Origin of the sequence: Raskinella chloraquaticus (SeqCode) (genome assembly GCF_021731865.1) — a bacterium.
GTDB classification, from domain to species: domain Bacteria; phylum Pseudomonadota; class Alphaproteobacteria; order Rhizobiales; family UBA4765; genus Raskinella; species Raskinella chloraquaticus.
This window is the reverse complement of the sequence record NZ_JAKFWN010000019.1, coordinates 22029-35572: the sequence shown is the minus strand read 5'-3', so window position 1 is coordinate 35572 and position 13544 is coordinate 22029. Positions and strand designations below refer to the sequence as shown.

Sequence of the window (13544 nt, the reverse complement as noted above, 5' to 3'; positions counted from 1 at the left end):
CGCCCGGCGCCATTGACTTTGGCAAGTCCCCTCCTGATCCCGCAGGCTGACATGCTCTGCTCGCCCGGCTCGCCGCCATGAAAAATCTGTCCGACTTCGAACAGGGCGACATCGTGGACGCTCTTGTCGCCATTACGCTTGGCAGCGAGCGCCAACCCCGCCAGCAGGCTCGGGCGCATGGTGGAAAGATCGCTTGAAATCGGATTGGCAAGATCAAGGCCGGCAGCGGCGCCGAACAGGGCAGCCTGTTCCTTGGCAATGAAGGACCAGGTGATCGCCTCCGCCATGCCGCGCGCTGCCAGCAGGCGTTTTGTCGTGCGCACCCGCTTTTGCTGCAGCGTCAGGACCGGTCCCATGACATGCCCCTCGCGCGGCAAGGGCGTTGCCGGGACGCGGTCAAGACCGACGATGCGCACCACTTCCTCGACGAGATCAGCCTTGCCGTGAATGTCGGGGCGCCAGGAGGGAGGCGCTACCTTCCACGCTTCGCCCTGATGGCCCGATATCCAGAAGCCAAGCGATTGCAGCACGATCTTTGATTCGTAATGCGGGATATCAGCGCCGATCAACCGCTTCACCTCGCTCACCGGAAAATCAATCACGCGGTCAATATCGGGGATCGTGCCGGCGAGTTTGATGTCGGAAGCATCGCCACCGCAGAAATCCACTGCGAGCTTTGTCGCCAGTTCAAGACCCGGCATCGTCATCAGCGGGTCAACGCCGCGCTCAAACCGGTACCGCGCGTCCGAATTGATCGCGAGCTTGCGTCCTGTCGCGGCGATGGTGAGCGGATCCCACAACGCTGATTCGATCAGCACGTCGGTTGTCGTCTCGTCACAACCCGTGCGCTCGCCGCCCATGATGCCGGCAATCGACACCGGGCCGGCATCATCGGCAATCACGCACATCGTCGCGTCGAGCGTATAGGTCCTGCCATCGAGCGCCTGCAGGCTGTCGCCTTCTCTGCCCGCACGCACAACCAGCGCCCCTGTAAGCTTGGCAACGTCAAAGACGTGGAGCGGGCGCCCGCGATCAAGGCTGACATAGTTGGTGATATCGACGAGCGCATTGATCGGGCGAAGGCCCACCGCCTTCAGCCGCTTCTGCAGCCATGCGGACGAGGGGCCGTTCCTGACGCCACGAATGAGCCGATAGGCGAAGGCCGGGCACCATGACGGGTTGCCGGGCAGATCGAGCCTGACATCAATGGCGCAGGGAAAGCTGCCGGCGACCGGTTTGATCTCAAGCGATTTCAAGGCGCCGACGCCGGCTGCCGCCAGATCACGCGCAATCCCGGTGATTGCCGTGCAGTCAGGGCGGTTGGGGGTGAGTGCTACGTCGATCACCGGGTCATCAAGCCCCGCCCACGCCGCGTAAGTCACGCCGAGCGGCGCGTCTGCCGGCAGATCGAGAATGCCGTCATGATCGTCTGATATTTCAAGCTCGGCTGCCGAGCACAGCATGCCGTTTGATTCAACGCCGCGAATGACGCCCGCGCCAAGCGTGATCTTCTTGCCTGGGATATAGGTGCCAGGCGGCGAGAAGACGGATTTCATGCCAGCCCGCGCATTGGGCGCTCCGCACACCACCTGCACCGGCGAACCAGAACCGGTATCCACCATGCAGACGCGCAGCCGGTCGGCATTCGGATGCTGCTCGGCGGAAATGACATGGGCAATCGTGAAGCCTGAAAGCGCCTTCGCCGCGTCGCTGATGCCCTCGACCTCAAGGCCGACGCGCGTCAGCGTCGTGGCGATGTCATCGAGCGGGCGCTCGCAATCGAGATGGTCTTTGAGCCAGGAGAGGGTGAATTTCATGAATGTTCTCTAGTTTTTTTCTCAGGGATCACAGCAAACCGGAAATGCCTTCGTCTACCCTAGATCCCCATGCTGGCTCGGATTCGTGGACGGAGAGAAATCTGCAACTCGATCAAAATTGCTCTCTTGCGCGTGTCCATCGCTTTGCCAATTTTCGTGTCCAAATCAATGCCACTGTCCTCTGCAAACAGCACTACCGTTCTAATGGCCTCTTCCAATTTCGCCAGACCGCCAACAGCCGCCACGGCTCGTGAAAGCAGGATCGACTCGATCGCCAAAATCACGCTGCCTGCCCCGGTTCAATTGCCCCCGGCGCCTTTTGGCCGCGCAGGATCGATGCAATTGAAATGTCCTCGTCAATGTCGGGCCAGTGAAGACCCATGGGTTGAAACTCGATGGAAGCACGCGCGGCCTCATTCGCCTTCGCAAGTCGCGGATACCACCAGAGTGGCGCGCTTAAACTGCGCCCGTCCGCGAGCGTTACATGAAGATGTTGGCTGTCACAATGCGCTGCAACCGGGCGGGTATCTTCGATTTCGATCTGCAAGACAGTCATCTCAAACTCCAAAGTAACTTTGCCAGGCAGCCAGGAAACCGTCCCGCTCTTCTCGGGTCTTGCGTACAATCTCATTCAACTCTTGTGCAGAATACCCCAGATTGACAGCGATTGTCAGGTCGCGGAGCCAGACTTTTGCTTCACATCCGTCTTTCACAACATGGATGTGAGGTGGTTCCCAACCGTCGGCTGAGTAGAAGAAAAAGCGAAACCCGCTCCAGCGTAATAAGGTCGGCATTTCAGCCGCTCAAGCCCGCCACCAGGCTCGGCAGGTCAAGCGGGCGGAAACCGTAATGATCAATCCATCGCTGATCGGCGTCGAAGAAGGCGCGCAGATCGGGCATGCCGTATTTCAGCATGGCGATGCGGTCGATGCCCAAGCCCCAGGCAAAGCCCTGATAGATGTCCGGATCAAGGCCGCAATTGCGGATGACGTTGGGATGGACCATGCCGCAGCCGAGGATTTCCAGCCAGTCCTCGCCCTCGCCGAAGCGGATGTCATCGCCGGTGCGCCGGCACTGGATGTCGACTTCCATCGACGGCTCGGTGAACGGGAAATGGCTCGGGCGGAAGCGCATCTTGACGTCGTTGACTTCGAAGAAGGCCTTGCAGAACTCTTCCAGCACCCATTTGAGGTGGCCCATATGGCTTGATTTGTCGATGACGAGCCCCTCGACCTGATGGAACATCGGCGTGTGGGTCTGGTCGGAATCGCAGCGATATGTGCGCCCGGGGATAATCACCCGGATGGGCGGCTTGTGGGTCAGCATGGTGCGGATCTGCACCGGGCTCGTGTGCGTGCGCAGCACATGGCGTGTGCCGTCGGGTTTGGCCGGCATGAAGAAGGTATCGTGCATCTCGCGCGCCGGATGGCCGGGCGGGAAATTGAGCATGGTGAAGTTATACTCGTCCGTTTCGATGTCCGGCCCGTCGGCGACGGCAAACCCCATATCGTGGAAAATGGCGGTCAGCTCATCGATCACCTGGGTGATGGGATGAATGCGCCCGCTCTCAAGGCCCGAGGGGCGCACCGGCAAGGTGATGTCGATGGTCTCGCTGATGAGGCGCACGGTGAGCGTCTTTTCCGCCAGTTCGCTCTTGCGCGTCACCAAGGCTGCCGAAACGATGTCCTTGAGCGCATTGATTGCTGCGCCCTGCACCTTGCGCTCATCAGGCGACATCTTGCCAAGCGTCGCCAGCAAGGCCGACACCGAGCCCTTCTTGCCCAGCGCGGCGATGCGCAGGGCTTCCAGTGCCGCTTCATCGCCGGCTGCCGCAATCGCCGTCAGAAGCGTGGTCTGCAGGGCCGGTAACTCGTCCATCGCCGTCATGTCCTGCCCCTCAACTGCGCCAGCGCAATGTCATCGGCTCCAGCGGATTGGCAAAAGCTGTGCCCGATTTCTGCGCCGCCAGATAGCTGTCCTTGATGCGGGCCCACCAGCGCGCCTGCGTATCGGCATCGTTCACCATCATCAGCCGCGGCTCATGGAGCAGGCCTTCGCGCTGGCGGATGACGACGAGCCGGTCCTGATCAAGGAAAACGCGCATGAGATGTTCAAACAAGGGGCGCAGACCGCCCGCCCATCCCGCCGATATCCAAAAGAACTGATGCACCTCGGTGTTGCTCTCGTCATTGGGCGTCAGGGCGGTGAGGCCGGTTGCCTGGTGGCGCTCGCCGCGGATGTTCTCGATCCGAAAGCCGGGAAGGCGGTAGGTGATCTCGGTCGTCACTTCGGTACCGAGCAGACGGTAGGCGATGTTCTGCGGCGGCAGGCGGTGGCGCACCATGCTCCAGCCAAGCTCGGAGGGGGCGAAGGATTTTTCTTTCGGCCTGAGCTTGCTTGCCTGCTTCTTGAACCACCACGAGGTGTGGACGAACGCTGCATGCGTCGGGTCCATGAGGCCAAAGGCAGCATGATCGGTTGAACAGGTGAAGGGCAGCATGATGTGGAATTTGGGCGCCGCAGCGCCGGCAAAATCCGGCATCAGGGGCGGTGCCGGATAGCCGCCTTCAGACGGTGTCTCGGCTTTTTGCGGAAAATAGATCCACACCACGCCCTGGCTCTCGGTGCAGGCGAAATTGCCGCAGCGGATCTTGGTGAGATCGACCTGCTGGCCTTCGCGCAGCGACGGGATGTCGACGCAGGTGCCCGCCCCGTCGAAGCGCCAGCCATGATAGGAACACGCAAGCGTCGTGCCGTCGAAATGGCCATAGCTGAGCGGGATGCCGCGATGGGGACAGATATCGCGCAGCGCGAACACCGAACCATCACTTTTGCGACCGATGAGCACCGGCTCGTTCATCAGCTTCTTGGTGATGAATTTGCCCGGGCGCAGATCGCGCCCCGGGCAGGCGACATACCACATGCCGCGAATGAGGTCAGCTGTCAGGCCTTGCATGAAACGCTCCATGAGGCGGCACCAGGGAACATACCCGCCGCCGATGTCCCGGCGCCCTGAAGTGATTACGCCAGAGGCGCTTCCAGACCGCCAGCCTGTCTGTCTCAAGCTTAGGCTGCAACCTTGGCGGATGCCGCCATCGCCTGTTCGACGATCGCCTTGAAGGTGTCGAAATCGCGTACCGCGAGATCGGACAATACCTTGCGGTCGATGACGATCTCGGCGCGGCTCAACCCGTCGATGAGGCGGGCATAGGTGTATTTCGCGTCGATCGAGCGCACGCCGGCATTGATGCGCTGGATCCACAGCGAGCGGAAGGTGCGCTTCTTCGCCTTGCGGTCGCGATAGGCATATTGCATCGACCGTTCGACGGCATTCTTCGCCGCGCGGATGGTATTCTTGCGCCGGCCACGAAAGCCTTTTGCCGCCTTGAAAACCTTCTTGTGCTTGGCATGTGAGGTGGTGCCACGTTTAACGCGGGCCATGGGAAATCTCCTTCAAACTCTCTTGCAAACGAACCCTTGTGCGTTCACACGCCGTAAGGGAGCCATTTCTTGACGATGATCTGGTCGGGCTCGGCCATCACGGTCGTGCCGCGCTGCTGGCGGATCTGCTTCTTGGTCCGCTTGATCATGCCGTGGCGTTTGCCGGCCTGCGAGGAAACGACTTTCCCCGTGCCGGTGAGCTTGAAGCGCTTCTTGGCGCCGCTCTTGGTCTTCATCTTGGGCATTTTGCACTCCATCAAAAAAGCCCGCGCTGTTCACCAGAACAGGGGGCGTGCCAAACGATCGCCCGGGCAGCCCTTATCAGCCCGGCGATCAGGAAGGCGCGGCATAAAGGAAAAGGCGAAAAGAGGCAAGGGTGTGGAAGTAAAATCCGCTTATCCCGGATGATATTGATAGCTCCACGTCTCGCTGGCCGGTTTGCCGCCGATCATCAGGCTTGCCCGCAATTCCACCGGTTGCGGCCCTTCCACCAGCAAATCAAACTGGGTGCGCCAATGACCAGCTAAGCCGTTGGGCACGGCTTCGGTGTGCTGATAGGGGCCGAAGCTGCCGCGCGATATCCATAGCTGCACCTGTGGCAGGGCACCCTTGGGCAGGCGGGTGAGCGGCCCGCCCAGAAACTCGACGAGAAATTTACGCACGCCCCGTGGCCGCTCGGTGCCAGGCTGCCCGCCATTGCCAAGCCGTGTCGCCACCACGCGCGCCAGCGCCGGTTGGGCAATAGCCGCTTTCGGCGCGTCGGCTGCCCAGGTGATGCGGTAGCGGTAGCTGCGTTTCTCGCCCGCTTTTGCCGGCTCACCCGGCACCCACATGGCAACGATGTTATCGTGGATTTCATCATCGGTCGGGATTTCGACCAGCTGGACAGCTCCGGCGCCCCAGTCACCGACCGGCTCGACATAGGCGCTCGGGCGGCGCTCGTAATAGACGCCGTCGGTGTAATGGTCGAACAGACGGTCGCGCTGCATGAGGCCGAAGCCGCGCGGGTTCTCATCGAGGAAGGACGAGACCGTCACCTGCGGCGGATTGTTGAGCGGGCGCCACAGCCGCTCGCCCTTTCCGGTGAGGAGTTGCAGCCCGTCGCTGTCATGCACTTCCGGGCGCCAATCGACCATGGCCGGTTTGCGGGTTTCCGAAAACCAGTACATCGAGGTAAGCGGCGCAATGCCGAGCCGCGCGATGTCGCGGCGCAGAAAAAGCTGGCATTCGACGTCGATAACCACCCCTTTGTCGCGCCGGCAGGTGAAGGTGTAGGCCCCGGTAAGCGAGGGCCCCTCAAGCAGGGCGTGGATGATGGCTGCGCCCTTCTCCGCTTTAGCATCGATATAAAAGGCGGTGAAATCAGGAAATTCCTCGCCCTCAGGCGTTGCCACGTTGAGCGCGATGCCGCGCGCCGACAGCCCGTACTGGTTCAACTCGCCGATGGCACGAAAATAGGAGGCGCCGAGAAAGGCGATCCAGTCCTGGGTGCGCCAGTCCTTGCGCTTGCGGCTTTCCTGCAAACGAAAGCCGGCAAAGCCGGCATTGGCGGGCAGCGCCTTCGCCGGGCTGTCATCGGGCATGGTGAACAGCGCCGGGTCATAGAGGATTTCCCGCGAGCGGCCGCTCCTCACCTCGTGGATTGCCACGCCCTTCTGGAAATAGCGCCCGAGATGGAAGAAGCTGACCGGATAGGGCCCGCTGCCATCGGCGAAAAGCCCGCGCTCAGGCGTAAATCTGATCTTGCCATGCGCATCATAATCGATGGCCTGCGCCGCTGCCTGGGGGGAACGTGGCTGATAGGGCGCAGCAGCCAGGCGCTCGGCTTGAGCTTTCAGAATGTCGCGGGAAAACGGGGCCGCTTCGCCAAGGCGCATGGCATGAGGCTGTTGCGCCAGAACGAGGTCCGGCATAGCGGGAAGCATCATGCCGGCGAAAAGAGTTCGTCGTGTCAGGGCCATCGGCAGGTGATCATCCGCTCAGGGTTGTCTTGCGCTCAAGGTTGTCTTGCGCTCAGGGGTTCTTGGACAAAAAGACAGGCCGCCACAAGGTCAGCATCAGGGCGCTGGCAAGCACCGATACCGATGACAGCGCCATGGCAGCACCGGCAAACGCCGGCGACAGGGCACCCGCCATGGCAAGCGGGATGCCAATCACATTGTAGACAAAGGCGAAGAGAAGATTATGGCTGATCTTGCGTTTCGTTCGCGCCGCAATGTCGAGGGCTGCAGCAACCAGACGCGGCTCATCGCGCATCAGCGCCACGTCAGCCGCCTCGATCGCCACATCACTGCCCGATCCCATGGCAATCCCGATATCGGCCTCCGCGAGCGCGAGTGCGTCATTGACCCCGTCTCCCACCATTGCCACCTGCCGCCCGGCGGCTTTCTGGCCGGCGATGAAGGCTGATTTGCCGCGCGGATCGATGCCGCCATGCGCTTCGTCCACCATCAGCCGGGCAGCCATGGCGGCCACCGTCTCGGGACGGTCACCTGAGAGAAGAATAGTACGTATTCCTGCCATTTTGAGGGCATCAACCGCTGCGGAGGCTGTCTCGCGCATCGCGTCGGCGAGCCCGAAGGCGCCGCTGAAGCGCCCGTCGATGGCCACCAGCACGGGCGTTTCGCCGCGTGTCGCAATCACCGCGGCCAGCCGCTCCGCCTCGCCTCCGTCATCGCCGATCAGGGCGGCTGTCCCGATCACCAGCCGGTGCTGGCCGACATTGGCGCGGATGCCGCCGCCCGGCACGGCCACGAATTCTGCGGGCGGTTCAACTGCGACGCCGCGTTCCAGGGCAGCGCTGATCAGGGCTCTGCCCAGCACATGCTCGCTTGGCCGTTGCGCGGAAGCGGCAAGTCGCAGCAGGCGGTCACGCGCCTGCGCGCTGTCGTCAGGCACGGCCGTCACCGACAGGAGGCGCGGGTGGCCGATGGTGAGCGTTCCGGTCTTGTCGAAGACCACCGTGTCGATCAGCCCCGCCCTCTCGATGACGGCTGGCTCACGCAGCAGGATACCGGCGCGTGCCGCCGCGCCAATTCCAGCGACGATCGCGGTGGGTGTCGCCAGCCCCAGCGCGCACGGGCAGGCGATCACCAGCACGGATACAGCCGGGATCAGCGCCTGTTCGAGATCACCCGTCAGCATTAACCAGCCGAGGAAGGTGGTGAGCGCCAGAGCGAGGACGACGGGGACAAAGATCGACGTCACCCGGTCAACTTGCGACTGCACGGGCGGGCGCGCATTCTGTGCCCGCTCCACCGCCCGGCTCATGCGCGCCAGAACACTGTCCTCTCCAATGGCGGTGGCGCGTACAACGAGCCGCCCCGTCCCGTTCTGCGTGCCGGCGATGACGCGCGCTGCCACAGTTTTACGGACCGGCAGGCTCTCACCCGTCAGCAGCGCCTCGTTGACCTCGCTGATGCCATCTTCCACGACGCCATCAACCGGCACCAGATCACCGGGGCGGATTTCGATGCGGTCGCCGCTACGCAGATCAGCCAGCTTCACCTCGCTTGCGCTCTCCCCCACCAGCCGTCGCGCCGTCGGCGGTTGCAGCTTGAGAAGCGCGCGGACCGCTGCTGCCGTGCCGCCCTTGGCGCGCGCTTCCAGCAGCTTGCCTGCGAGAAGCGCAACGATCACCACCGCGCCGCTTTCGAAATAAAGATGGTCATGAGCGTGATCACCAAGCCGGATCACGGCAACCGCCGAGAAGGCATAGGCAGCACCGGTGCCAAGCGCCACGAGCACGTCCATATTGGCGCTGAAGCTGCGAACCGCCCGCCATGCCCCACGGTAAAACCGAAAACCGGCACCAAACTGCACCGGCGTTGCCAGCAGCCATTGCCAGGACGGTTTGAGATGAAGGTCGATGCCAAACGGCGTCAGCAGCATGGGCGCCACCAGCGGCAGGGCCAGAAGGAGGGCTACCGCCAAGTGCCAGCCTTCGCGGTGCGCCTCGTTGCGTGCATGCGCCTCGCGGGCCCGCTCCTGCGCCGCCATGTCGCTGCCCTGCCGGCGCAAACTGGCCTCGTAGCCGGCCTCACTGATGGCGGTCAGAACGACGGAGGGGTCGACGCCCTCCTCCAGTGACACGTCAGCACGCTCAAGCGCCAGATTGACCTGTGATGTACGAACCCCCGGCGTCGCCGCCAGCACCTTCTCGATGCGGCTTGAACAGGCAGCGCACGTCATGCCTTCGACATCGAAGGTGAACGGATGCGAAAGGGCGGAAGCGGTCATGATGGTCCGGGTAAGCGGCCTGTCGGTGGTAAGCGAGCGAAGGCCTGACAGCCTTCATGTCGTGTGGCGGACAAAAATGGCAAGGGTGCGACTAGTCACTCCCGGCCTTCCTCGACCGCGTGGCAGGCGATATCGGCGCCATCGCGGCTGATTAGTTGCGGTATGTCGCTTGTGCAGCGGCCATTGGCAAGCGGACAGCGTGGATGAAAGGCGCAGCCGGGCGGCAGATCGATCGGATTGGCGATCTCGCCCTGGACGGCGGTGCGCGCCCGCCCGACCAGATGAAGATCGGGAACGGCAGCCAGCAGCATCCGCGTATAGGGATGGCGCGGATTTGCGAACAGGGTCTTTGCCGGCGCCACCTCGACCAGACGCCCGAGATAGAGAACACCGACGCGGGTTGCCATGTGGCGCACCACCGCCAGATTGTGCGAAATGAGCAGATAGGTGAGCTTGAACTGATCCTGAAGGTCGCGCATGAGGTTCAGAACCTGCGCCTGAACCGACACGTCGAGCGCCGACGTCGGCTCGTCGCAGACAATGACATCCGGATTCGAGGCAAGCGCCCGGGCAATCGCCACGCGCTGGCGCTGCCCACCCGAAAATTCATGCGGAAATTTGACGCCGTCGAGCGGGTCGAGTTTGACAAGGCGCAGAAGCTCATCGACCCGGGCCTGCGCCTCATCGCGGTTCTTCACGAGGTCAAACGCGTAAAGCGGCTCGGCGATGATATCGCCGATGCGCCAGCGCGGATTGAGCGAGGCGTAAGGGTCCTGGAAGATCATGGCGATGCGCCGCCGCTCGGCGGCAAATTGCCGGGCGCTCGCCGGGTCCGCGATGTCGAGCCCATCGAAGACGATCCTGCCGCCGCTTGCCGCATGAAGCCCCACCACCAGGCGGGCGATTGTCGATTTGCCGGAGCCCGATTCGCCAACAAGCGCGAAGGTTTCTCCTGCCGCAATATCAAACGAGACATCGCTGACCGCGCTCAGCGTGCGCCTGCCTTCGCCCGACAGGGTACGCTCCAGCCATGGTTTGGAGACGTCAAAGGCCTTTGACAGGTGCTCGGCACGGATCAGGGCGTGAGAGGTCATGAACCAGCTCCCGTCAACGCGGGATCGATATGCCAGCAGGCAGCCGAGCCGCTGCCGGCAGCGGTCAGGAGCGGGCGCTCGTCAATGCAGGTCTGGCTGGTGCGGGCGCAGCGCGGGTGAAAGGCGCATCCTTGCGGAATGGCTGAAAGGCGCGGCATCGATCCGGGGATCTGGGTCAGGCGATCCTCCTCGCCGTCAAGGGCCGGTATCGCTCCCATCAGGCCGATCGTATAGGGGTGGCATGGCCGGTGGATGACATCGGCGACCGGCCCGATCTCGACGATCCGCCCCGCATAGAGAACGGCCACCCGGTCGCAGGTCTCCGCAATCACTCCCATATCATGGGTAATCAGCATGACCGACGTGCCGCGCTCGGCACAAAGACGCTTGAGAAGGGCGATGATCTGCGCCTGCACCGATACATCAAGCGCCGTCGTCGGCTCATCCGCAATCACCAGCTCGGGCTCGGCCGCCAGCGCCAGCGCGATCACGACACGTTGGCGCATGCCGCCCGAGAACTGGTGCGGATAGGCAAAAAGGCGGTCCTTTGCCGCCGGAATGCCGACATCAATGAGGAGTGACAGCGCACGCTCCCGCGCCGCGCTGGCGCTGAGATCGGGGCGGTGGGTCGAAATGGTTTCGATGAGCTGGTCGCCCACCGTGTAGAGGGGGTTGAGGCTGGTGAGCGGGTCCTGGAACACCATGCCGACGCGCCGCCCACGCAAGCGTCGCAGCGCTTCACCCGCAAGCCCGTCGATCCGTTCGCCCTTGAGCCTGATTTCGCCTTTGGCGACGCGCCCCGGCGGCTCCAGCAACCCGATGATGGCCGCCCCCGTGAGCGATTTTCCCGCTCCCGATTCGCCAACCACGCCAAGAATTTCTCCCTTGGCGATGGAAAACGACACATTGTCGACCGCTGTCAGAATGCCATTCCGCGTTGGAAATTCGACCGTCAACCCGCGCACGTCAAGCACAATCTCGGGGCTCATCTGAGCCTCGGATTGAGCGCGTCGCGCAGCCAGTCGCCGAGAATATTGACCGCCAGGACCAGCAGGGCGAGCGTGATGCCGGGAAACAGGGTGATCCACCATTCGCCGGAAAACAGGAAATTGTTGCCGATACGGATGAGGGTACCCAGCGATGGTTTGGTCGGTGGAAAGCCGACGCCGAGAAAGGACAGCGTCGCCTCGGCAAGGATGGCGAGCGCGAAATTGATGGTGGCGATCACCAGAACCGGACCCAGCACATTTGGCAGCACATGGCGCCACATGATGGCGATGGGCCTGAGGCCGATGACACGGGCAGCCTGCACGTAATCGCGATTTTTCTCAACCAGCGTCGAGCCGCGGACGGTCCGGGCGTATTTCGCCCAATTATCCAGCGCCAGCGCCGCCACGATGACGGTAAAGGCGATATCCTCCTGCTTCAGCAGCGGCCAGATGCTGCGCACCGTGCCGTCGAGAAAAAGGGCGATGAGGATCGCCGGGAAGGCAAGCTGCACTTCGGCAAGGCGCATGATGACGGCATCAACCCGCCCGCCCACATAACCGGCAACGACGCCAAGCGCGATGCCGACCATCGCCGCCAGCGCTACCGAGACGACGCCAACCCCGATCGAGATACGCAGGCCATAGAGAATGGTGGACAGGATATCGCGGCCCTGATCATCCGTGCCCAGCAGATACTTGGGGTCACCCTGCGCCGACCACGCGGGCGGCAGGCTTGAATCAAGCAGCGACAGGCTTGCCGTGTCATAGGGGTTGGTCGGGGCAATCAGCGGCGCCAGAAGCGCGGCAAGGAGATAGGTGAGCGTGAGCAGGGCTGCCACCACCGTCAGCCGTGACCGCAGGAACGCGTGCAGCATGTCACTGTCAACGAGGCTGCGCCACAGCGATCTGCCGGCAGTCGGATGCACCACCGTCATAGCGCCACCTTCGTCACATGGCGCAGGCGTGGATCGACAACGAAATAGAGAATGTCGACGATGAAATTGATGAGCACGAAGAGGAAGCCGATCATCATCAGATAGCAGGCCATGATCGGGATATCGACCGTCTGTACGGCGCGGAGAAAGAGATTGCCCATGCCCGGCCACTGGAACACCGTCTCGGTGATGATGGCGAAGGCGATGGTCGTGCCAAATTGCAGGCCGGTGACGGTGATGACCGGGATGAGCGTGTTTTTGAAGGCATGGCCGAAATGAATGGCACGGTTCTTGAGGCCACGGGCGCGGGCGAATTTGATGAAATCAAGTCGCATGATCTCCAGCATTTCCGAGCGCACGAGCCGCATCGTCAGCGTCATCTGGAAAAGCCCGAGCGTGATGGCCGGCAGCACGAGCGCGCTGCGCCCTGAGGCGGTCAGAAAGCCGGTTGTCCAGAACCCCAGATCAACGACCTGCCCGCGTCCAAAGGACGGCATGACCTTGAGCTGCACCGCAAAGAGGAAAATCAGCAGAATGCCGATGAGAAAGGTCGGCAGCGAAATGCCGATAAGCGAGACTGTGAGAAAGACATTCGACAGGAAGCTGTCACGATGAAGCCCGGTATAGACACCAAGCAGCACACCAAGAACAAGGGCGATGCTGACAGCAACGAAGGCAAGTTCCATGGTCGCCGGCAGGCGCTCGGCGATGAGCTTGGTCACGGGTTGCTTGAATTGATAGGAAAAGCCGAAATCAAGATGCGCCGCGCGCCAGATATAGCGCGAAAATTGCAGCGCCACCGGGTCTTTCAGCCCGATCTCGACCCTGATCCGCTCGCGATCCTCTTCGCTCGCATCCGGTCCGACCAGCTGATTGACCGGGTCACCGACAAAGCGGAACAGCGCAAACGCCATCATGCCGACCGCCACCATGACAAGCAGACCCTGGCCAATACGTCGCAGAAGAAAGGCGATCATCGCAAATCCCGGCTCGCAACTGAAAGCGGGGAAGGCTTCGACACCTTCCCCG

General features: G+C 62.4%; 14 protein-coding genes. All 14 read right to left on the bottom strand.

Going from position 1 to position 13544, the window contains the following annotated elements; genetic code table 11:
* The coding region (pheT, locus tag ACINK1_RS07500; RefSeq protein WP_395760048.1) for a phenylalanine--tRNA ligase subunit beta at positions 1–1817 on the bottom strand (1817 nt) is incomplete at its 3' end.
* Positions 1818–1876: 59 nt separating this feature from the next.
* Positions 1877–2101, bottom strand: coding sequence for a hypothetical protein (locus ACINK1_RS07495; protein ID WP_376802548.1), 225 nt, complete (start codon positions 2099–2101; stop codon positions 1877–1879).
* Positions 2098–2373: a DUF2442 domain-containing protein gene (locus ACINK1_RS07490; RefSeq protein WP_376802549.1), complete on the bottom strand. Its 276-nt coding sequence runs from the start codon at positions 2371–2373 to the stop codon at positions 2098–2100. Before ACINK1_RS07490 ends, ACINK1_RS07495 begins: the two co-directional genes overlap by 4 nt.
* A gap of 1 nt (position 2374) precedes the next feature.
* Entirely contained in the window at positions 2375–2611 is a 237-nt protein-coding gene (locus ACINK1_RS07485; RefSeq protein WP_376802550.1) for a DUF4160 domain-containing protein, read from the bottom strand.
* Between the two features lies 1 nt (position 2612).
* Positions 2613–3695: a phenylalanine--tRNA ligase subunit alpha gene (gene pheS, locus ACINK1_RS07480; protein ID WP_376802551.1), complete on the bottom strand. Its 1083-nt coding sequence runs from the start codon at positions 3693–3695 to the stop codon at positions 2613–2615.
* 19 nt (positions 3696–3714) lie between these two features.
* Positions 3715–4773 (bottom strand): aromatic ring-hydroxylating dioxygenase subunit alpha, encoded by a 1059-nt coding sequence (locus ACINK1_RS07475; protein ID WP_376802552.1) that lies wholly within the window; start codon positions 4771–4773, stop codon positions 3715–3717.
* A gap of 110 nt (positions 4774–4883) precedes the next feature.
* Complete coding sequence (rplT, locus tag ACINK1_RS07470) at positions 4884–5258, bottom strand: 50S ribosomal protein L20 (protein ID WP_376802553.1); 375 nt, start codon at positions 5256–5258, stop codon at positions 4884–4886.
* Positions 5259–5302: 44 nt separating this feature from the next.
* Positions 5303–5503 (bottom strand): 50S ribosomal protein L35, encoded by a 201-nt coding sequence (gene rpmI / locus ACINK1_RS07465; protein ID WP_376802554.1) that lies wholly within the window; start codon positions 5501–5503, stop codon positions 5303–5305.
* Between the two features lie 150 nt (positions 5504–5653).
* Entirely contained in the window at positions 5654–7186 is a 1533-nt protein-coding gene (locus tag ACINK1_RS07460) for a glucan biosynthesis protein (protein ID WP_376802555.1), read from the bottom strand.
* Positions 7187–7271: 85 nt separating this feature from the next.
* Positions 7272–9497 (bottom strand): cation-translocating P-type ATPase, encoded by a 2226-nt coding sequence (locus ACINK1_RS07455; RefSeq protein WP_376802556.1) that lies wholly within the window; start codon positions 9495–9497, stop codon positions 7272–7274.
* A gap of 95 nt (positions 9498–9592) precedes the next feature.
* A complete protein-coding gene (locus tag ACINK1_RS07450) occupies positions 9593–10591 on the bottom strand; it encodes an ABC transporter ATP-binding protein (RefSeq protein ID WP_376802557.1) in 999 nt (332 codons plus the stop codon).
* Positions 10588–11580 carry an ABC transporter ATP-binding protein gene (locus ACINK1_RS07445; RefSeq protein WP_376802558.1) on the bottom strand — a complete coding sequence of 331 codons (993 nt, stop codon included), beginning with the start codon at positions 11578–11580 and terminating at the stop codon, positions 10588–10590. Before ACINK1_RS07445 ends, ACINK1_RS07450 begins: the two co-directional genes overlap by 4 nt.
* Positions 11577–12515 (bottom strand): ABC transporter permease, encoded by a 939-nt coding sequence (locus ACINK1_RS07440; protein WP_376802559.1) that lies wholly within the window; start codon positions 12513–12515, stop codon positions 11577–11579. Before ACINK1_RS07440 ends, ACINK1_RS07445 begins: the two co-directional genes overlap by 4 nt.
* Positions 12512–13492, bottom strand: coding sequence for an ABC transporter permease (locus ACINK1_RS07435; RefSeq protein WP_376802560.1), 981 nt, complete (start codon positions 13490–13492; stop codon positions 12512–12514). Before ACINK1_RS07435 ends, ACINK1_RS07440 begins: the two co-directional genes overlap by 4 nt.
* Positions 13493–13544: the final 52 nt, after the last annotated feature.